Raw genomic sequence first — 20,980 nt, 5'->3', positions numbered from 1 at the left:
TCGCCCGTAGAACCCGCGACGCCGGATTCGGTTCGGGTCTGTACGGCTCCTTAGGCCTCCCGGAGGCGCGTACGGAACGCCGCGACGGCGTCCGGCAGCACTTCGAACTGCGCCCGCAGACGCGTATACTCGCCGTATTCGTCGATGAGCGAGACGACGGTCTCGGCGTCGTTGTCCGCGGCTTGTCGCACTCGATCGTCGGTCCACTCGAGCGATCGCAGCGTCTCCGCGAGGACGGACGTCCCGAGCGAGGGATCGGTGAGCGACTCTCGCGCCGACGCGGCCGCGTCGACCGCGGCCGTTCGTACCGTGCGGATCTCGTCGACCGTTTCGGGGACAGCGATCGTTCCGGCTTCGAGACCGTCGCGGACGTGCTCGAGGGCCCGATACCGCTGTTCGAACCGGACAGCCTCGTGGAGGCCGCGTCCCAACTGCTCGCTGTCGATCGCCGTTCGCAGGCCGTATTTCGCGCTCGAGACCGGGTTGATTGCCCGCCAGAGCACCTGTTCGAGGTGATCGTCGAGGTCCGCGTCGACGTCGTCGAGCCAGTCCCGAGCGTCCCGCCGGTCTGGAAGGGCGGCGGCATCGACGCGCTCGGCCGACGCCTCGAGTGCGGCGTCGAAAACCGCCGTCACGTCCGCCGGCTCGGCGAGCCGATCGCGGTGGCGCTCGTCGAGATGGTCCCAGACCGCCGTCGTCGCCGCGCCGAACTCGACCGTGCCAGCACCGGTTCCGATGTCGACGACGGTGGAATCGGGACCGATGTCCCAGTGCCGATCGCCGAGGCGGGTCGTGACGCGCTCGAGGTCCGATTCGAGACGCGCGTACAACAGCGCCGAGCGGAGCAGCCGATCCTCGCTGCCCCGATACGCGACCGACTCGAGTTGGTCGCGGGCGATCGAGCGAACCTCGCGGCGTTCGTCGCGGACGGTTTCGACCAGCCGGTCGTCGTCGATCGCGGCGAACGTCGCCGTCGCCGACCGGGCGCTCTCCCTCGCGTCGCGGGTCGCGTGCAGCCCGTGGTACCGGTCGTTCCCGGTTGCCGAGTCCTCGGTCGCAGCGGCGGCTTCGGCCCGGTGCTCGCGGGTGCTGGCCCGGCCGTCGCGGATCGCCTCCCTAACGACGCCGTTGGGCACCGTCTCGGCGTCGAGCGGGTCCGGAACGCCGGCGAGCAGGGTGTCGACGCGCTCGAGGCCTTCGCCGACGGCGCTGGCCGCGGGGACGACCGGGACCGGCCACTCGATCGGCGGTGCCGGGTCGGTGACGACGGTGGCGGCGTCGGCCGCGGTGAACGTCGGTCCGGTGTCGTCGCTCCAGGGGAGCCCGTTGCAGCCGGCGACGGTCACGCCGCCGATCGCGGCGAGTCCCGCGAGGAACTGCCGTCGGTGGCGGCCACGGCGTCCGGTCATCGGCCGATCGCCTCGCTCGTCTCGGTTCGGTCGTCCGTCGCTTGGGACGTGGTCGCCGTCTCGTCGAGCGTTCCCTCGCCGGCCGCCGCTTCGTCGGTGGGACCGCTCCCCGAGCAGGACCGGTGCTGGCTACTGCGCCGTGCCGGGGGGTGGCCCCCGTAGGGGCGATGAATGCGGACGAGCGTCGCGTCCAGTACGGTCGTCTCGGCTTCGCAGGCTGTCGTCGGTGCCTTCAGTGCCAGACAATAGCTCGTGTGGATGGTCTCGTCGGTCGCACGGACGCCGAGCAGCCGTCGCCGGTAGCAGTCGTCGATCGACTGCTGGTCGACGAGGACGGATGCCGCATCGAAGTCGGTGGCCGCGACGAACGATCGGACGGCGGCCGTGTCGGCGATGTCGGCGAACCGCAGCGCCGCGGCGTCGTCGGCGTCGGTGACGACGAACGACCGGTGAAGTCGCGCGCTCCGATCGTCCGCAGCGGCTTCGGCGGCGTCAGCGTTCGGATACACGATCAGGGACGTACGTTCGGCCTGCACTGCCATCGTCTCGTACGCGTGGGACGAGTCGACGGTAGGATTATCGTCGCCGGTCCCGGTGGTCGAGCCGTTGCTCCCGGTTCCGGCACAGCCGGCGACTGCCATGGAGAAGCCACCGGTGGCAGTCAGCAACCGGCGGCGAGAGAGGGGCGCGGAGGGCATTCGGCCCGCCGATACGTAACCAATCGGTAAATACTTGCTGATTGATTTGACGCAGGCTCAGAAAAAGCGAGTGAGTGGCTGTGGTCGCTCGAGCGCTGCGGTCGTGCGCCGGCGAGAGAGATGTCTTTAAGGTCTCGACCCGGCAACACGCACGTATGTCAGACGACGCGGAGCAGTCGGCAGAACAGGACACGGGAGCGGCCGTCGGCCACGACCTCGTCGCCGACCGAACGACCGCGCCGATGAGCGAGTACTCGGCGCGAGCCGTCCTGATCGGGATACTCGTCGCGCTAGTCGGCTCGGCGATCGCGTTCGGAATACCGTTGCTCGCAGTCGGCGTCTAAGCTAGAAGACGTATTCGTCGTCGTGGCCCATCATGCCGTCGTCTTCGAAGCCGGTGCCGCCGGTTGCTCCCTCCTCTTCGTCGGAGGGTCCACTGGTCTTGTAGGCCTTGATGCCCGTCGAAAGGAGGTCCTCGATCGCCTCCTCGCGGTTGACGAACTCGCCGCGTTCGACCATCTGGGCGATCTGCATCTCGAGGTGTTCCGGTATGGTGATCTCTACTTTCGGCATCTGATTCGGCTTTCGGCGAGGGGGTATTTAGGTTTGACGGGGAGCCAATACCGACGAGACGGAGCCCGGTCGCGGTCGGATCGATGGCGTCTCTCGCGGTGCAACGCCGCTGCAGGGACCGCGTGGGTGAGGTCCGCGGGCCGATTCAACTGCCACCCATTACCGAGTCGATCGCGTCCCGCAGTTTCGTTCCGGGCTGGGTCAGCGTCTGCAACTGTTTGCGCATCCGCCGCTGGTTGAAGTAGCTCGCGAACGCGAGGATCGTCGGGGGCCACAGGCCGACGAACGTTCCGAGTTCGCGTTCGCCCTGAATGAAATAATAGTACAGCGCGAGGCCGACCGACGCCGCCGACGCGACGAACGCGGGCCCCATCGCCTGTTCACCGACTTCCGCCGTTGTCTGTCCGGACATCTCCCGCTCCGTGAACTGTTCTGTGCTTGCCATGCATCGCTATCTCTCGCCGAGACCGTACTAAGTGGTGGCGAGGGTTTCGCGGGAAACACTCGAGTTGTCCCTCGCTTCGTGACCGTTACAGTCAGTTTCGAACCCCGTCCCCGAGTGTCAATCGGGTGTTTCTCGCGGACTGCTCGTGTGTGCGGGCGATCGATGGCTCCGGCCGTCCTGTATCGCGGATGCGAACGTGCCCAGTCACCCGGCGATCGGCGACTGACGACGAGGCGTCACATCTACGTCTTTCGGGACGTACCCACGAGTATGGATGTAACGGACGTGACGGATCTCTATCAGGAGTTCGGTGACGAGCGGCTGCCGCCGGGACAGCGCGAAACCAGTGCGTTTCCCGTCCTCTCGAAGAGTGGGACGCCCGACTGGGACCCCGACACGTGGGAGTTCACCGTCACCGGCGCAGTCGACGAGGAACTGTCCGTCTCGTGGGACGAGTTCCGGGACCTGCCAAGCGTCACCCAGCGCCAGGACTTCCATTGTGTGACCGGTTGGAGCAAGTTCAACTGCGAGTTCACCGGCGTCCCCTTCCCCGAACTCGCCGAACGAGCCGGCGTCCACGACGACGCCGTCCACGTCATGTTCTCCGCGCTTGATGACTACACGACGGATCTGCCACTCGAGGACTGCATGCGCGAGGAGGTCCTCTTTACCTGGGCGTTCGACGGCGACCCGCTCCCCGAGGATCACGGCGGACCGCTCCGCGTCGTCACGCCACACCGGTACGCCTACAAGGGTGCGAAGTGGGTTGACGGGATCGAGTTCCTCACCGAGCCCCAACGTGGCTACTGGGAGCGGCGGGGCTACTCGCAGACGGCGGACCCGTGGCAGGAGGAGCGGTACAGTTAGCGTGCCCGTTCCGGTCGGCGAATAGTTAGGCTGAAGGCCGGGCGGTCCTGACGTGCGGTCGATGGATCGATCGTTGGGCGATGGCCGACTGACGGGTGACACGGCGTCGGTTAACGGTGCCGATGACCTCGTCAGCCGGAGTCGCGAACTCGAGGGTGTTTCTTTCAGTGCGATTCTCGACGGGAGCGCCGAGTCACGCGTCCAGTGGGCTACGCCCGGCGGTCTCGAACTCGTCGGTCGCGGCGTCGCCGCTCGCTTCACCGCCGCCGGTCCCGACCGGTTCGACCGCGTGCGCACACAGGCGAGCCGCGCCTTCGACGGGCTCGTCCACGACGGCCCCGAAGCGGCCCGCCCGCGAGCCTTCGGCGGCGTCTCGTTTCACGACGGCCACGAGCCGGCCCCGCCCTGGACCGGGTTCGACGCCGCCTCCTTCGTCGTCCCGCAGGTGCTCGTCGCCAGGACCGACGATGGAACGTGGCTGACCGCGGTCGGAAATCGCAGCGACAACGTCGACGACCGACTCGAGCGCTGGCACGCGCGCCTGACGGCGCTGCCGGCGATGCGACCAAGCGGGTCGACGCCCGGCGTCGCCGCGACGCGGCGCACGACTTCCCCCGCCACGTGGACCAGCCAGGTCGAGGCGGTGCTCGAGCGGATCGCCGACGGCCGCTTGACGAAAGCCGTCCTCGCGCAGGCCCTTTCGGTGACGCTCGAGGGGCCGGTCGACGTTCCCGCGACCCTCGAGCGCCTGCGTCGACGGTATCCGAACTGTTACCGGTTTCTGGTGAGCCACGATATCGGCGGCACGTTCTTCGGTGCGCCGCCCGAACGACTGGTTTCGAAACGCGGCCAGCGCGTCGAGACGGAAGCGCTCGCCGGGTCGGTGCCCCGCGGGGAGACGCCGGCCGAAGACGAGGAGCACGTCGACCGCATGCGAGCCGACGAGAAGTTCCAGCACGAACACGGGCTCGTCGTCGACGCGATTCGAAAGCAACTCGCCCCGCTCGCGCGCGATCTCACCGTGAGCGACCAGACGATCCGGCGACTGGCAACGATTCAACACCTCCAGACGCCGATCGAAGCGACGCTGTCGGGCGACCGCCACGTCCTCGAGATCGTCGAGGCGTTGCATCCGACGCCCGCGGTCGGCGGCGTCCCACCCGACGTGGCCTGGGAGACGATTCGGGACACGGAGACGTTCGAGCGGGGCTGGTACGCTTCGCCGGTGGGGTGGTTCGACGCCGACGGCGACGGCGAGTTCGCGGTCGCTATTCGGTCCGGCATCGCGGCCGACGGAACGGTGACGCTCTTCGCCGGGAACGGCATCGTCGGCGATAGCGACCCCGACGAAGAGTGGGACGAAGTACAGTTGAAGTACCGTCCGATCCTCGATGAACTGCAGTAGTACCTGACTCCGATGTCCGCACCGAACCGCGCGACCCTGTGGGGTCGCATCCTCACCGACGAACTCGCAAAGGGGGGCCTCGATGCCGTCTGTATCGCCCCCGGGAGCCGCTCGACACCGCTGACGGTTGCGTTCGCCGAGCATCCCGAAATCGATGTTTACTCGCAGTTAGACGAGCGCTCGGCGGCCTACTTCGCGCTCGGACGCGCCCGCCGGACCGGCGAGCCGACGGCGCTGGTCTGTACCTCCGGAACGGCAGCCGCGAACTTCCACCCCGCCGTGATCGAGGCGGCTCAGGCGCGAGTACCGTTGCTCGTATTGACGGCGGACCGGCCGCCCGAACTCCGCGACAGCGGTGCGAACCAGACGGTCGACCAGACCAAGCTCTACGGCGACGCCGTCCGCTGGTACGCCGAGCTTCCGGAACCCGAAGCCGACGAACGGAAGGTCCGGAGCCTCCGGACGACCGCCGCGCGGGCGCTTTCGGAGACCCTCGGCGTCGAGCCCGGTCCAGTCCACCTGAACTGTCCGTTCCGGAAACCCCTCGAGCCGATCGCGGTGCCGGGCGACGTGCCCGACTCCTTTGTCCAGACGACGGCCGGACGGGGACGTGACGGCCCCTTCGTCGATACCGGCGGCGGAACGCGGACGCTCGCGGACGACGATCATCGTCGACTCCAAAACGCGCTCACGGCCGCCGACCGACCGCTGATCGTCGCCGGCCCCGCCGATCCGGCGACGCTCGCGGATTTCGAGCCCGCAGCCGTCGCCGACCTCGCGGACCGACTCGGCGCGCCGGTCCTCGCGGACCCGCTCTCGGGACTCCGATTCGGCCCCCACGTCGGCGGAGCGGACGACGGTGACGACGACTCGCGAACGATCTACGGCGGCTACGATACCTACGTCCCCGAGTTGCCGTCGCCGGATGTCGTGCTCCGGTTCGGTGCGTCCCCCACGTCGAAACCGCTCCGCAACTGGCTGCGGGACGCCGACGCTCGACAGTTCCTCGTCGATCCCGCAGGCGCTTGGCGCGAGGCGACCTTTACCGCGACCGATCTGCTCGCGGCCGATCACGGGACCGTCGTCGACGAACTGCTCGAGACGGTGACGGCCGCAGAGGCCGGGTCCGACGACGCGTGGCGGGCCCGGTTCGACGCGGCCGAGCGCCGCCACTGGGCGATCCGCGACGCGGCGCTGACCCCTGATGCGCTCGAGTCCGCCCCGTTCGAGGGTGCGATCCTCGCGTCGGTGGTCTCGAACGCGCCGGACCCGGCGACGGTCTTCGTCTCGAACAGCATGCCGATCCGGGATGCCGACCGGTTCGCCCGGCCGCGGACCGCCGCCGTGACGATGCTCGCGAATCGCGGCGCGAGCGGGATCGACGGGATCGCCAGCACGGCGCTCGGTGCCGGCAGCACGACCGACGAGCCGCTGGTGCTCGTGACCGGCGACTTAGCGTTCTATCACGATTCGAACGGGCTGCTTGCGGTCGATCGGTGCGATGTCGACGCCACGATCGTCCTCCTCGACAACGACGGCGGCGGCATCTTCCATGAACTCCCCATCGAGGCGTTCGATCCACCGTTCACCGACCAGTTCAAAACGCCCCACGGCGTCGGGTTCGACGCGCTCGCCGACGCATACGGTCTCGAGTTCGATCGCGTCGCGCCCCCGGCGTTTGCGGACGCCTACCGACGGTCCCTCGAGCGCACGGGGACACAGGTACTTGCGGTCGAATTCGATTCGGCGGCGAGTCACCGACGACGCGATGCACTCGAGACGCGAGTCGAGGACGCGCTCGACGGGCTCGAGTCCGACCGCGACTGAGTTCAGGGCCGCAGGACCCACCAGAGTGCACCCGCGTATCCGAGCGGAATCCAGGCGAAGGCCAGCGCCAGCAGGCCGAACAGCGAGAGGAGTTCGACCGATTCGAAGCGGACGATGCCGACGGGAAAGAGCACGCTCCAGACCCCGAACGTCACGGCCGCGATCCGCGGCATCGTCAGTAGATAGCCGATCAGTGCGAGCGTACAGGCGGCGACGACCGCGTTGACCGGGAACGAAAACAGCGGCGTCAGACTCGCGGCGACGAAGAGCGGATAGAGGAGCGCAGCGGTGCCGAGCGAGATGACTGCAGTCTGATCGATCCTCGGCCCGTCCCACTCGAGGTCGACCTCGTCGTTCCAGTCGTGGACGGAGTACGTGGTCTCCTCGGGGTCCGCTGTGTCCGTCGCATCCGTCGTCGCGTCCGACGTGGCCCCCGAGGACGTGGCCGTTTCGGCGCTCGAACGCGCCGTCTCGGTCCCGTCGAACGACCAGCCGGCCGCCGCTTGCCGTTTCGCTCGTTGCCGGCGGCGCTTGGACCGCTGTCGTGCGTGGTGGCTCTTCGTTCCGTCAGTGTCTTCGGTGTCGGTTCGCTCGCTCGTCCGCCGGCCGTTCGCGGTCGTCCATCCGCCGGCCGTATCTGACTCGGCCGTTCCCCTCCCGTTCGTCGTCTGCCCTCCAGTCGCCCCCGTCTCGCTCCCGGTCGATGTCCGCCCGGCATTCGTTCGGCTCGAGGCCGTGGCCGACCGCGCGGACGCGTCGCTCGAGTCGTCGGTGGCCGCTCCGTCGCCGAGGTCGACGTACGCCTCGTGGCCGAGGCGGTCGTACCGCGCGCGCTCCGTCTCGTCCATGAGCACCGATTTCGCGGTCATCACCCGCTGGAACCGCTCGGCTGCGTCGGGGTCGTCGGAGTGATCCGGATGCGTCTCGAGGACACGTTCACGATACGCGGCGCTAATTTCGTCCTGGCTGGCGTCCGGATCGACGTCGAGAACGTCGTAATACGTCTCCCCCATCGAACGGCCGTTCGTTCGGCATCCCTGACCAAAACGATAGGGATTATTGACAGTCACTCGTCGTCCCCGATCAGGCTCGGGGAAACCCGACTCGAGTCCGGACAGCGTGTGGCAGCCCCCGGTTTCGCGGTCTCCCCCGGCCGGCCGTTACACCCGCGAGGTTGGTGTGTTATGGAACAGATATATGATATTACGCTATATGAATTCAGTATCTGATCTTGGCACTGATCTCCCATCACCGGCGACCGAGCGGCGCTGCCGCTCGCCCGTTAATCTCCGGATGACTCTCCGCGTCGAATAGCCGGAGTATAACAGACAGCACGTCAGCGATGGCGTACAGGAGGAGCACCAGTGTCCGATACGGAGACCTATAGTAGCAACTGAAAGTCAATGCACACCTGATCGCATGACGGGGTTGCGATCAGTGTGTAAATCGTTTCAGTTGCTACTATAGACGCCGAGCACGACCGATTTATCCAAGTGCGATTTTGATCTTGATCGATGTCACCGAGCCAACGCTCGGCCATCCAAACATAGTAGTCGACCGGACGTTCACTCGGACGTATGGTCTCTCAGGATCGCCCTCGATTCGCCGCTGGGGTCTCCCGTCAGCAGTCGAATCGTTTCGGCAGTTGTGATCTCCGATTACCGACTTCGTCCCCGGAGGTGTCTCTCTGATGGGGTCGCCGACGGCGTTCAAGGACCTTACGACGCTTCTGGTCGATCTGCTTCGCGTTCGCCTGGCCAGTACTGAAGACGACGACCTGTTAGAGACACACCAGATTCAGCCACTGCCACCCACGGCTATCGAAGACGATTCGAACGTCCGACTCGGCCTCTACTTGCACAGTATCTCCACCCACTCCGGGGAGGGCTCCGAGTCGCCGACAATCGACGACGGACACAAGATTCGACCGCCCCTAGCGCTCGATGGCCAGTACCTGTTGACCGCGTTCCCGAACGCGAACGCCGAAAACGAAGCCGAAGGCATCCACGACCAGCACGAGGTATTGGGGAAAGCAATGCAGGCGTTGTACGATAACAACCTCATCGATCCCGAAACGCTGCCCGACTCCCTTGGCGACCAACAGCTCTCGATCACCTACGATGGCCAGGACCAGCAGGAGGTACTCGAGGTGTGGAACTCGTTCCCCGATGTCCCCAAACAGCCCTGTGCTAGCTACCGGGTCGGCCCAGTCCTCATCGATTCGACCCAGAAAACGGCGTTCGAACGCGTCAGCGAACGCGACGTTCACCTTTCGCGAGACAGCGAGCAGGATGGAGAGGACCAGTAACGCGTCCCGCGGGCAACCTCACTCCTCGTCGTCGGTCTCGACGGGCGTCCCGTGTGAGATCGACACGATCCGCCAGCGGCCGTCGTCGAGTTCGAGTTCGAACGTCATCGGGATTCGGTGCGAGCCGGATTCCTCGTCGAACTCCAGGGCGACGTGGGCCGACTCGTCCGTAGTGCGGCGGAGCCTTCCGGCGACCGACGCGTCGTTGATGTTCTTGGCGACGACCTCCTTATACGAGAGCGGTTCGACCGCCGCATCCGAGTGATAGAGCGCCTGGATGGCCTCGTGGTCTTTGGTTCGGATACCGTCGTAGAAGTGCCAGATGACGTCTTCCGGCTCGAGATCGCCGGTGCGTTCGGGGCTCTCGGATGGCGATGCGGGCTCGGCAGCCGCCTGCTCGGCGGACGACGCCTGCTCTTGCTCGGCCTCGCTCGAGGGCGTCCGATCGTCGTCGTCCGTGGCTTTCGGTTCCCGATCCGTGGGCGACCTCGCCTCGGCGTCGGTCTCCGACTCGGACTGGTCGTCGAGACCGTATTTCAGTTTGAACAGCGTCTCGACGTCGCGGCCGACGGTCTGGTTCTCGTAAGTCCGGAGTTTGTCCTCGTACTGGAAGAAGTCCCCTTCGATGGCGACACCGCCGGCCTCGTTGGCGTACTGCAAGCCGAGAACGACGTGGTCGAAGGTAATGGTGATGTCGTCGAGGGCGGTTGCCGAGTCCGTCAACGGGTGGCCGTCGTGGGCTTCGGTGGCGGCGATGTAGGCCGCATACTTCGCGACTTTCCTGATGACCGCCGGCGTTATCGAGAACAGTCCGAGGAACTCGTAGTCGAAGCCGTCGGTGTCGACGGTGGCGTCGGCGGGCCAGACGTCCTTCCAAATCCGGCGGCGAATCCGTTCCTGCGGAACGTCGAACAGGACCGAATGGGCGATGCGGCGTTTGAATGCCGGGTCGATCCCGCTGCGTTTGTTCGTCGTCAGCAGCGCGACGCCGTCGAACGACTCGAGGCGCTGCAACAGGAAGTTCGTCACGTTGTTCGCGTAGCGGTCGGTCGAGTCGCCCACATCCGTGCGCTCGCCGAACAGCGAGTCGGCCTCGTCGAACAGCAAGATCGCGTTCGAGCGTTCGGCTTCCTCGAGCAGCGCCGCCAGCCGGCTTTCAGTCTCGCCGATATACTTGTTGACGATCTGGGAGAGGTCGACCCGGTAGAGATCGAGGCCGGTTTCGTTGGCGATGACCTCGGCGGCCATCGTCTTCCCGGTCCCCGGCGGACCGTAGAAAAGCGCGACGACGCCGTCGCCCCGATCCCCCGGTTCGCCGAACCCCCACTCGCTGGTGACCTGGCCGCGGTACTGGAGGTGGCCACAGAGTTCTCGCAGGTGGGTCTTCGGTTTGTCGTTCAGATAGATGTCGTCGAAGGTATACCCCGGTTCCATCGGCTCGGCCAGCGCCTCGAGGTTGCTCGCCGAGTAGCGTTTACACGCCGCGTAGCAGTGCTCGCGGGTCAACGCTTCGTCGACAGGAGCGAACAGGTCTCCTTCGTGAGCCTCGGGCTCGTCGCGGTCTCCGAGGGCATCGCTGTCAGCCTCGGTGCGACAGAGATAGCGGGCGGTCTCGACGGCACGACGGATGTCCCGCTGTGGCAGCCGGAAGTTCGTGGCGAGGTTCGTCACGAGGTACTCCTCGGCGAACTCCCCGCGGTACTCCTCCCAGACGGCCACCCGCGTCTCGTAGTCGGGAAACGGACAGTGGGCGGTCTCGACGCGATGGTGCTCGAGGTCGACGTCGGGCTTCCAGGGATCGGTGTGGGAGAGGAAGACGTCGCCGGGTGCGTCGTCGAGGCGGTCGACCACGGTATCAACGGAGCCTCCCTCGTCAGCCGTAATCTCGAGGTCCCCGCCCTCTTCGTCAAGCGTCGGTCCTTCTTCGTCGCCCGTGATCGCCTCGACCCCTTCGAGGTGGATCGCCGCCTCTTGCAAGGCGGCCTCGCGGATCAGACGGGTAATGAGTTCGTCGTCCTCGAAGATGGCGGCAGCATCGGCGCGGAGGACCGGTTTCTCGGGCTCAGTGAGCACTCCTGGCAAACGGTCTTTTCCGGTTCCATCCTCGCCGGAGAAATAGTAAACCGTCGGTCTGTCGACCTCACGCGAGCGTTCGGCAGTCGACTCGAGCATATCTGTCGTTTCGGAGTCAAAAATGAGATCGTCAAGCCTCGACTCGTCTTGTTCGATCGTGACGGTGTCAGCAAGAGTGGGATCAATGGTATGGTCACCTTTGAGGTAGCGGACGATGCGGTCGTCGACGGATATAGTGTCAAAACCGGGCGGTTGGCTGGCTTTTCCGGCGTGACGGACGAGTAAATCGTACTCGAATAGGGGTGACGTAGTAGCGAGTGCCTCTCCTGGCGAGACAGTGTTGTCGTGTGTCCCATGCCCCATTCGGATGAGAATATTTTCCAGAACATTCACTGTCGGAAATATAGGCTGGCCCGTCCCGGCAAGTTCGCCATAGATTGATGTCACTCTCCTGTCGAATTCGGGTGCGAGCGTGAGTAAGAATACGTCGAGATGGACCCGTGAAAGGTCGAACGACTGTGCAACTCGATCAAGTCGAAGTTCAGTACCTGTTTCTCGTGCTCGGCCAAGGTTGTGCTCGAGCTCGGCCGCTAACTCCGCGAGCGTCGTTTGGAGGGCGACGGTTGGCGACTGTTCCGTGGACTGATCTGCTTGTTGTTTCTCTCCAACAATTGACCGAACTGTCTGTCCGACAGTTGCGAGGGTTCCGACAGCGTCTACAGCGATATCGGATTCCTCTGTCGCTGGTTGATCCACATTCGATTTATCGACCCCCATCTCCGTTTCAGTTAGCGCATTCAGTGCGACCAAGACTCGATCGAATTCTGCTTGGAGATGGTCGCCAGCCCGTTCGTACATACTACCAGATCATGTATGGGAACAAATAACCTTTCGTCTCGCTAATCAAGTGGAGAATACAATCTGTTCGGGATGAAGAAGAGATACAAGTATAAAAGAAAGAATTATTGTGTGGCGGTTTGAAAATATTGATAATGGCCTATAGGGATCGGACAGCAACCGAACGTTGCCTCGATCACGGAGGACGGCGATGAAAAATCGCTCCGACCGAACCCGATCACGAACGTCGACCGACGAGACGGACACATCACAATCGGCACGTCGTCAGTCTCGAACGGCCACAAAGGCGGAGACCGGGCAGATGTCCGGCCAGACGGTATCGACGACAGGAGCGGCTGTCGATGCATTGATCCAGCGCGTGCCACAGGCGGCAGCGCCTCAGGATCCCGGATTGGGTCCGTTAGCCAGCGCTCGCGCCGAAGCGGTTCGTGAGCGCATTGAGGAACGGCCAGCGGCGGTCCCCGACGATAACTCACGGCAAAACCTCGCATCGCTCCAGCGAAGCACACAGGCCCAGCACGACACTGGCTCTGCGGGTGACACGGGTGTGCCAGACTCCGTCCGGGAGGTACTTTCATCTCCCGGCCGCTCGCTGAACGCTTCTATCCAGCAGGCGATCGAAGAGCGTATGGGTGACTCGCTGGGCGACGTTCAGATTCATACGGGGCCGAAAGCGGCAGAAGCCTGCCAAGAGATCAACGCCCGCGCGTTCACCGTCGGTAATCATATCGCGTTCAATGCTGGCGAGTACGACCCCTCTTCACCCGAAGGTCAACATGTCTTAGCGCACGAACTCGCGCACGTCCGTCAACAGACTGGTGGCGCGATTTCCATGTTGCCCCAAGAAGGACTGGAGTTAGAGATTGATCCGGATCCGCAGTTGGAACGTGAAGCTGAAAAGACCGCTCAGAAGGTGATGACCGGCGACGAGTGGGGCATTCAACGGCTGGCTCAGACAGCTGTTCATATACAACGAATTGACAAGACACGTCGCGATCTCCTCACGGGTGATGTCTCGCTTAACGAGGTCGAAACTGGTCTAGAGGAAGCCGAACTGAACTCTGTTGATACCGATATTGACTCCGATCGCCTTCGGGATGCATACAAGTACGCCGAGTATGCTGTTTCAGCTGGGGCTACCACCGGAATCGCACAAACACTGAGTACAAAATTCAGTCTTAGCCAGCCAGAAGCAATAGCTGTGTCACTAGCCGTTGGAGGGACGATTCACGTCGGGAAGGATCGAATTCACCGTAACGATTATTATATTATTTATGAAGTCGGCAAACGCCTTGGAATTGAAGACCGGGTGTTGGCTTTCTTCGAGCAAATGGGTATTGACTTGCCAGTTGGCACAGACACTGAGGCTGGTGAAGGAGGCCAAGTATAGATATGAAAGCTGTAATTACCGGTGAAACTGACGAGCTAATCGGTGTCAATTTGCGGGATAACAATGGTGTAGAGCACGTTTTGGATGTCCGAAAAAAAGATGGAGAGATAACGGCACATGATCAAGATGCCTATCCATACAAGGCAGCCAAACAATCAAACAATGACGCAGTTCATCTGGAACAGACACATGCCTACGCCAGATACCACGCCCAGCGCGAGCGCGGATACCCAACGTTCGAACCTAGACTGACACCGGAGTGGCTTGCTCATACGCTCGGGGCAGTCTTCGATCTCGATTTCGAGGAGTTTATCGACTACTTCGGCGAGTATGCTCACCAATATCATAGCGCACTCCGGCCAGATATCGATCCAATCGTTGAGGTTCCCCACAACGAGGCTGGCGGTGGAATCGTCTTCCGTGCAGATGTATTTCTGAGTCTGGATTTTCAGGACTATCTCGCCGCTCTTGATGAGTTGGATCCACTCAACTACGTCGAGGGAATTACGGACGATTACGATCTGGTGTCGGCATTGCGGGATATGGTGACCGAACGCCTAGATGCAAGTAATGACCCGCTCGAGGAAGTCTCTGCAGTGGATGTTCTCTACCAGACAAAAGGCTCACTCGGCGCTGTAGAAGAGAAAACCGTCGGCCAGCGCTCACACACACAGGACCGACCAGCAGATGCCCAACTCCAGATGACGCCACCGCAGACAACCCTGGAAAACGATCTTTCGCCGGAGATTATTCAAGGATTAGTGTTGCACCACTTGACGTGCCAGGTTCGAGACGCATATCTTCGCTTAGGAATCGAGCCACCGGAACCGTTCCGCATTCTGGGCCAGGGTCTCTACGAGCAAACGATCCGCTACCAGCATACGGACGTATACGAACCGTATCATCTCACTGATGCCGAGATTGAGGGATATCGCCAACCAGGCTTCAACACGGGTGCAATTGAGAGTGGCGCACTTACAGGACCGTCACAAGCAAAAACACTGAGTGGACTGATTAAACGTGCGTTGTTCGGCGGGTAGGCTCTCTGATCCATTTCTGATAATATGAAACAAGAGTCATTATATTAACATCTGGTAGTAGGTGTGAGGGGTTTCAGTGGTCAAATGTAGATCAAAAATGATGACGCCCACGAGCGCAATCATGAAAGCCCGGTCCAATCGAGTCTAGGCGCGAACCACGAGTGACGAGGTAGAGCCATCGCGATCAGAACGTTATCAATCCCGAACGGCCACAAAGGCGGAGACCGGACAGGTATCTGACCAGGCGATCGAAGAGCGTATGGGTGACTCGCTGGGCGACGTTCAGATTCACATGGGGCCGAAAGCGGCGAAAGCCTGTCAAGTTGCCAAGTAGCGTTTACACGCTTCGTAGCAGCGCTCACGGGTCAACGTCCCGTTGACAGGAGTGGACAGGTTACCCACGTAAGCTTCGAGTTCGTTGTGGTCTTCGCAGTCGTCGCCGTCAGTCCCGGTGTAACGGAGATAGCGGGCGGTCTCGATGGTACGACGGATGTTCCGCTGTGGCAGTTCGGAAGGTCGTGGCGAAGGTCGTCACGAGGTACTCGTCGCGGTATTTCTCCCAGACGGCCACCCGCGTCTCGCAGTCGGGAAACGGACAGTGGACAGTCTCGATGCGAAGCGTAGGCCGATTGCGGGTCGGCGCTCGCTCGGCCCGAGACGGACGACGTGTCCGAAAGCATCGTAAGGGCGGACAGAAGCCGATCGAACTCCGCCTGCAAGTGGTCCCCGTAGTGGTCGTACATGTCGCTACCCTTGCCCAGTAAATTGATAGGACGTTATATTTGCTGCCAGCAGCCATCCGGTGTAGCGGAAAATACTATCTCCGCAATCAATCACAAAAATAACAGTCGTGCTGTTTGATCATTCTGATATGCATTCGCCGGACGCCCTACAAACAGTCGCCCGCGCCGACTGGAGACCGGAGTGGTGATCCATGGGGGAGCACACAAAGCGGGAGCGAACGACGCGTTCGAAGCAATCCTCCGATTCCCGGGAGCGTGATTCCCGGACGACCTCGAGGACGGAATCGCGATCACGGACGAGCGATCACCGATCGGGGGAGACCCGCACCCGATCGGCGGACCACGACGAACTGATCGCCGGCCCGGCCGCTAACCCACCGACAGTCCCCGAGGGAACGGCGCTCCCGGCACCGGGCGAACGCGCACGGCGCAAGCGCGAGTGGAGCATTCAGCGCTCGCTCGAGGGCACCGACACGACCGAGGGCGAGGTTCCCGGGCAGGTCCTGGATGTGATCGGCAGCGGGGGGCGGCCGCTCGAGTTCGGTCTCCAGCGCACGTTGGAGGACCGGATGGACGCCGATTTCGGGAACGTGCGGGTTCACACGGGGCCGAAAGCAACCCAGGCGGCCGAGGCGATCGACGCGAAGGCGTTCACCTGCGGGAACGACATCGTGTTCAACGCCGGCGAGTACGACCCGCAGTCGGCGGACGGCCAATTCCTGCTGGCCCACGAACTCGCCCACGTCAAACAGCAACACGGCGGCGCGCCGCTGTCGATGATGCCCCAGAGGGACGCCGACCTCGAGATCGATCCCGATCCAGGCCTCGAGCGGGAGGCCGATGAGGCCGCGAAAGAGGCGCTGCATGGTGAGGACCCCCTAACCGTGAGTCGGCTGGGCACCGAGGTACACGTTCAACGTACACCAAAAGATCTGTCAGGATACCTTCAGGGGATGACCGAGACAGAGGAAACAGTCATCGCGGAAGGCGGCACAGGGACTCTCCTCGGGATCGATCCGGAAAAGTTAGAGAAATTACAGTCATCGGTTGAGACGCTCGAGGAAATTGCAGCCGAGATCAGCGACCTCAGTACAGAGATGGGCGTGACTGTCGATCCTGCCGCTGGCGCAACGACGATGCGCGAGGAGACCCCGACGCCACTCGCCGACGGGTTGGCAGTGACGGTTTTGCACGATGCCGACTTCACGGAGATGGACCTCTCATCGGAGCAGGAGGAATTGGTTCGCAAGCACAAACAGCTTGTCTCGGAGTTTCAGACCAACTGTCGAGAACTCATCGCCGAACTCCACGAGGAGGACCTGCCTGACGAGAACACATTTCGAGAGTTTCTAGTCGAGGCAGGAGTCAGCAGCGGCGTTGCAGCGGCACTCTATAAGGCGATCGAGTCTCAAACGGACTATGCGACGTTCGCATCGATGATCCAATCCGAAGCTGAGATGGTCGGTTCTCAGGGTGCCGGTCTCCTTGAGAATATCACTGTCGCGTTTGGCGCGCTACTGACTGGCATCGCGCTCAATTACGGCAAGAACAAACTCACTGATGATAAAACCGACGAGGACGAATACTCGCCGGAGGATTACAACTAGAGGTGGTTTCGAGATGCAAGCAACAATAGACGGCGAACGAGAAACCGAGAAGGGAAAAACCCGGTTTGGGATCCGGATAGAAGATAACCAGGGCGTCGAACATGGGATTGAACTGGGTCTGAATGGAGAGATCCACCTCCACAAACAAGAAGGATATCCAGATAAGCCACTGAATCGAACGCCCGAAGAGAACGAACACGTCAGTCAGGCACGCCGGTATGCCAGATACTACGTCGCTCAGGAGACCGAGTACGACGTGCTGTCCTGGGAGCGGGACACCGCGTCAATGAACCGCGTCAAAACGGCGATCGAGTCACTCGATGAAGAGGCATTCGAACGGTATTTCGGGACGTACTTCGACCAGATAAACAGTCGATTGCCAGAAGTGAAAGCACCTGTTTCAGAACCCGATGCTGTCGACGACGAGTTTGTCCTCTATATGCTCGATGTCTACCTCAACGAGAGTGACCAGATAGAGGCAACCTCCGGCATTCACTTCCTCTATCTGGACGACGAGCGTGAAAAACAGGTGGTGCTAGGCGAGCAACCGTTTCCCAAACGTGATCCCGATGCGCGATTGCAACTGAAGCCCAATTATTTGCCATCACTAGCCGTTGCGCAGGAATTTTTCGCCTATCACCTGCGCTGCCAGATCCGAGATTGCTATATCCTTAGGGGCGAACAGCCACCTGAAGCGTATCGAGTGATCGGGCCGGGACTATATGACGCAGCCACACGGTATCTCCGAGAACAGCGACCATATCTTCCCTATCACAAACTGAACGCAGATATCTCTGGATACACACTCGAGTTCGATTACGGGTTGGGTGAACAGGGGAAAGAAATGGTCCGGATCGCTGGGGCTGTCGCAGATGAAAAGTAGCGTATGGCGACCCCGGCTGTCCGGTTGTCGGCGGGTCAGTAGTCGAACGAGACTAGCCGACGACTAACGACCGATATGAATTCCTGCTAGATGAGATGACGCCGTATAATCTGCCTGACCACGTCATAATCAGCACCGCACAGCACTACACTAGTGGTGTGGCTGCGATGGAAAGTATTGCTGTAGCGGTGAGGACTGCTTGACTCGGACCTTCAATGGTCCTCGAGGAACGACTGGACGTGGATCTCTCGAACGTGCGCATCCATACGGGTGCAAAGGCCGCCGAGGATGCTGATACCATCGACGTAAAGACGTTCTGCGGGAACGCGATCGTCTTCACCGAAGCAGCCGCGGTATGCGCCTGAGTATCGATCTTCAACGTCTCACGGACGATCTGGAGGAGAGTCCCGTTCCCAACATTCATCGAACTCTGCCGCGTCGCTCTCGCTGAGTAAGTCTGTGAGCATCGATCCAGACTACACCCTACGATCTGCTCACGTCTCACACTGGCCTACCTATACACTAGTATAAGAACTGAATGTTCTTATGATGGCAATTAATATATAATAACTCGAATGAAAGCGTAGATGACTATCGCCCGGACTGTCGCGCTATCGACTGCCGTGTCACCCACGGAGGGCCGATAGATGGCCAGGAAGAAGGCTCACCGGAAGCGGCGGTCGACTGACGAGCACGAGACCGACCGTGAAGCGGGTCGAACAACCACGCAGACACGAACTCGCTCGAGTGCCAGTTCGACGAGTCGCCAGCAGACGCCGACCGAACGTGCCAACCCGATGCTCGCCCACGCGATTCTTTCGCCGGAGAAGGGAGACATCGTGGCATCGGGATCGCCTGGCCAGCAGGCCCGCGAGCAGTACGAGCGCAACATCCAGCGCGCGATGGACGGCACCGCCACCTCACAAGACGAGGTACCTGACCAGGTGTTGGACGGCATCGGCAGCGGCGGCATGCCCCTCGAGTGGTCGGTTCAGGAGTTACTCGAGGAGTAGATGGGGACAGATTTTTCGAACGTACGCATCCATACGGGGGCCAAGGCCGCTGACGCGATCGACGCGAAGGCGTTCACCTGCGGGAACGACATCGTGTTCAACGCCGGCGAGTACGACCCGCAGTCGGCGGACGGCCAGTTCCTGCTGGCCCACGAACTCGCCCACGTCACACAGCAACACGGCGGCGCGCCGCTGTCGATGATGCCCCAGAGGGACGCCGACCTCGAGATCGATCCCGATCCGGGCCTCGAGCGGGCGGCCGACGAGGCCGCGAAAGAGGCGTTGTCGGGCGAAGAGTCGCTGACGGTGAATCGGCTGGGGACGGATGTCCACGTGCAGCGAGCGCCAAAGCACGAGGCGCTGGAGACGCTGGCAATGCTGGAACTCGAAAACGAAGACGAATCGGATATTAGCGAGTTTCGGGAGAGCCAAAACCAAAACCGGATCAAGTACCTCCGCGAGGTGGTCACTGACTTCTACGAGGAGGCGGATGAGGTAACTGCCGACGTAGAGCAAAAAGGAGTCCTCGAAGGCCGCCTCTATATGAAAGAGCACGATATCGGGGAGAAATTGGCGGAACTCAACGACGAACTCGAGGACAAACTCGAGGACGTGGCGTTGACAGACGACCAGCGCCAGAAACTCGAGAGTGGGATCGACACTGGCGACTGGGTTAACCTCGGGACACCCATCGCGTCGTATCTCGTGGGCTCTCTGCTCACGCCGCTTGCAGGGTTAGTCACGGGACTCGGCCTCGTGAGCCTGAAAAACTGGTTCGGCAACCTCGATGGCGATATCCAGGAGCGCATGCAGAAACTCACCAAACAACTCGAGGATCAAGGTTATCTGACTAGTGAAGGTGAGTCGACTGGTGACTTGGATATGGATGCGGAGTATGAACAATGAAGGCAGTTATTACAGGAGAGTCCAAACGAATCGGTGTTAAAGTTCAGGATAATAATGGTGTAGATCACGGAATCGAAATGATATGTGACGGAGAGATCAAGTACCACGAACAAGACGGGTACTCGGATTACCCAGCAGAGCGCACGCAGGCGGAAAACGAGCACGTCCGACAGGCCCGGCGCTTTGCCAAGTGGCACGTCTACAAGGAACGGGGGTACGAGACGCTGCCTCGCCACGAGAATCCGGACTGTCTCGTCGCTGCGATGATCGCGGTGTCAGCACTCTCCAGCGACACCGTTGAGGGGCACTTCGGCGACCTCAGGACCCAACTTGAGAGCCACTACGACGATTCATCGTTGGACCTCCCCTTTGATGACGCGCACCCCGATGACGTGTTCATCTACCGGAAAGACCTCTATCTCTCGCCCGATCCTCTGACAGAGGATTCATCGCTGGCCGAGCAGTACAACGACCTTGCGGCTGAGATTCGGGCAGACCTGAGCGTAGTCTTCGACGAATCCGATAACCTCGAACACCAACTCTCGTCTCTGTTCAACCACGAGGACCGACTGGAGACTGAGCTTCCGTCGTTCGACCTGGAAGCAGTGTCAGAGATGCACTCTCTACACACTGACGGTAGAACCGAACAAACCACGACAGCCGAATCACCGCTGGACCGCGAGCCCGATGCACAGATCGAACTCCCGCCGCTAAATCTTGAGCAGTTCGAACTGTTCAAACTCCTGTTAGTGACGAATCTGAGCGCCCAGGTTCGCGATCGATTCCTGATGATGGGTGAAGAGCCGCCGGAAGCGTTCCAACACCAGGGCTTTGGCACCTATCGCGGCACAATCAAACAGCAGATCAATGATATGTACGAGCGATATTATCTGTTTGCCGAATCACCGAGTACGTGGACCCCTACGCGCTCCTAA

At 61.9% G+C, this 20,980-nt stretch carries 16 protein-coding genes and 2 pseudogenes; 12 read left to right on the top strand and 6 right to left on the bottom strand.

Features of this window, described 5'->3' with window-relative positions:
- Positions 1-50: 50 nt before the first annotated feature.
- Positions 51-1,409 carry a hypothetical protein gene (locus C487_RS02395; RefSeq protein ID WP_006184074.1) on the bottom strand — a complete coding sequence of 453 codons (1,359 nt, stop codon included), beginning with the start codon at positions 1,407-1,409 and terminating at the stop codon, positions 51-53.
- Entirely contained in the window at positions 1,406-2,107 is a 702-nt protein-coding gene (locus C487_RS02390) for a hypothetical protein (RefSeq protein ID WP_238705275.1), read from the bottom strand. Before C487_RS02390 ends, C487_RS02395 begins: the two co-directional genes overlap by 4 nt.
- Before the next feature lie 155 nt (positions 2,108-2,262).
- On the opposite strand from C487_RS02390, the gene C487_RS02385 reads away from it, so the two are divergent.
- On the top strand, positions 2,263-2,451 hold the full coding sequence (locus tag C487_RS02385; RefSeq protein ID WP_006184072.1) for a DUF7550 family protein: 189 nt from the start codon (positions 2,263-2,265) through the stop codon (positions 2,449-2,451).
- Position 2,452: 1 nt separating this feature from the next.
- Here the strand turns inward: C487_RS02385 and C487_RS02380 are convergent, their stop codons facing one another.
- Both C487_RS02380 and C487_RS02375 read right to left on the bottom strand, forming a co-directional pair.
- Positions 2,453-2,680 carry a ribbon-helix-helix domain-containing protein gene (locus C487_RS02380; RefSeq protein WP_006184071.1) on the bottom strand — a complete coding sequence of 76 codons (228 nt, stop codon included), beginning with the start codon at positions 2,678-2,680 and terminating at the stop codon, positions 2,453-2,455.
- Positions 2,681-2,825: 145 nt separating this feature from the next.
- Complete coding sequence (locus C487_RS02375) at positions 2,826-3,125, bottom strand: hypothetical protein (RefSeq protein ID WP_006184070.1); 300 nt, start codon at positions 3,123-3,125, stop codon at positions 2,826-2,828.
- A gap of 270 nt (positions 3,126-3,395) precedes the next feature.
- On the opposite strand from C487_RS02375, the gene C487_RS02370 reads away from it, so the two are divergent.
- The 3 genes from C487_RS02370 to menD all read left to right on the top strand — a co-directional run bounded on the left by C487_RS02370 (position 3,396) and on the right by menD (position 7,224).
- The gene (locus C487_RS02370) at positions 3,396-3,992 is read left to right on the top strand and encodes a sulfite oxidase-like oxidoreductase (RefSeq protein ID WP_049907816.1); all 597 of its coding nucleotides are present in this window, start codon (positions 3,396-3,398) and stop codon (positions 3,990-3,992) included.
- Between the two features lie 61 nt (positions 3,993-4,053).
- Positions 4,054-5,397: an isochorismate synthase gene (locus tag C487_RS02365; protein ID WP_006184068.1), complete on the top strand. Its 1,344-nt coding sequence runs from the start codon at positions 4,054-4,056 to the stop codon at positions 5,395-5,397.
- A 12-nt stretch (positions 5,398-5,409) separates the two neighbouring features.
- Positions 5,410-7,224, top strand: coding sequence for a 2-succinyl-5-enolpyruvyl-6-hydroxy-3-cyclohexene-1-carboxylic-acid synthase (menD, locus tag C487_RS02360; protein WP_006184067.1), 1,815 nt, complete (start codon positions 5,410-5,412; stop codon positions 7,222-7,224).
- Positions 7,225-7,226: 2 nt separating this feature from the next.
- Here the strand turns inward: menD and C487_RS02355 are convergent, their stop codons facing one another.
- A complete protein-coding gene (locus C487_RS02355) occupies positions 7,227-8,237 on the bottom strand; it encodes a J domain-containing protein (protein WP_006184066.1) in 1,011 nt (336 codons plus the stop codon).
- Positions 8,238-8,914: 677 nt separating this feature from the next.
- On the opposite strand from C487_RS02355, the gene C487_RS02350 reads away from it, so the two are divergent.
- On the top strand, positions 8,915-9,532 hold the full coding sequence (locus C487_RS02350; RefSeq protein WP_006184065.1) for a DUF4255 domain-containing protein: 618 nt from the start codon (positions 8,915-8,917) through the stop codon (positions 9,530-9,532).
- 18 nt (positions 9,533-9,550) lie between these two features.
- On the opposite strand, the gene C487_RS02345 is transcribed toward C487_RS02350, so the two are convergent.
- Positions 9,551-12,463: an ATP-binding protein gene (locus C487_RS02345; RefSeq protein WP_049907814.1), complete on the bottom strand. Its 2,913-nt coding sequence runs from the start codon at positions 12,461-12,463 to the stop codon at positions 9,551-9,553.
- Positions 12,464-12,764: 301 nt separating this feature from the next.
- Between C487_RS02345 and C487_RS02340 the strand changes: the two genes are divergently transcribed.
- The 7 genes and pseudogenes from C487_RS02340 (at position 12,765) to C487_RS02315 (ending at position 20,980) form a co-directional block, all read left to right on the top strand.
- On the top strand, positions 12,765-13,853 hold the full coding sequence (locus tag C487_RS02340) for an eCIS core domain-containing protein (RefSeq protein ID WP_338045810.1): 1,089 nt from the start codon (positions 12,765-12,767) through the stop codon (positions 13,851-13,853).
- Between the two features lie 2 nt (positions 13,854-13,855).
- The gene (locus C487_RS02335; RefSeq protein ID WP_006184062.1) at positions 13,856-14,893 is read left to right on the top strand and encodes a hypothetical protein; all 1,038 of its coding nucleotides are present in this window, start codon (positions 13,856-13,858) and stop codon (positions 14,891-14,893) included.
- A 934-nt stretch (positions 14,894-15,827) separates the two neighbouring features.
- Positions 15,828-17,243, top strand: coding sequence for an eCIS core domain-containing protein (locus C487_RS21390; protein ID WP_006184061.1), 1,416 nt, complete (start codon positions 15,828-15,830; stop codon positions 17,241-17,243).
- 13 nt (positions 17,244-17,256) lie between these two features.
- A complete protein-coding gene (locus tag C487_RS02325; protein WP_006184060.1) occupies positions 17,257-18,126 on the top strand; it encodes a hypothetical protein in 870 nt (289 codons plus the stop codon).
- A 221-nt stretch (positions 18,127-18,347) separates the two neighbouring features.
- Positions 18,348-18,464, top strand: a pseudogene (locus C487_RS19205) (eCIS core domain-containing protein); the annotation flags it as partial.
- 309 nt (positions 18,465-18,773) lie between these two features.
- A pseudogene (locus C487_RS02320) lies at positions 18,774-20,045 on the top strand (eCIS core domain-containing protein).
- Positions 20,042-20,980: a hypothetical protein gene (locus tag C487_RS02315; protein ID WP_049907813.1), complete on the top strand. Its 939-nt coding sequence runs from the start codon at positions 20,042-20,044 to the stop codon at positions 20,978-20,980. The pseudogene C487_RS02320 and the gene C487_RS02315 overlap by 4 nt, the downstream one beginning before the upstream one ends.

It is taken from the genome of Natrinema pallidum DSM 3751 (genome assembly GCF_000337615.1).
GTDB classification, from domain to species: domain Archaea; phylum Halobacteriota; class Halobacteria; order Halobacteriales; family Natrialbaceae; genus Natrinema; species Natrinema pallidum.
The sequence above is the reverse complement of the archived record's forward strand: the minus strand, read 5'-3'. Positions and strand labels throughout refer to the sequence as shown.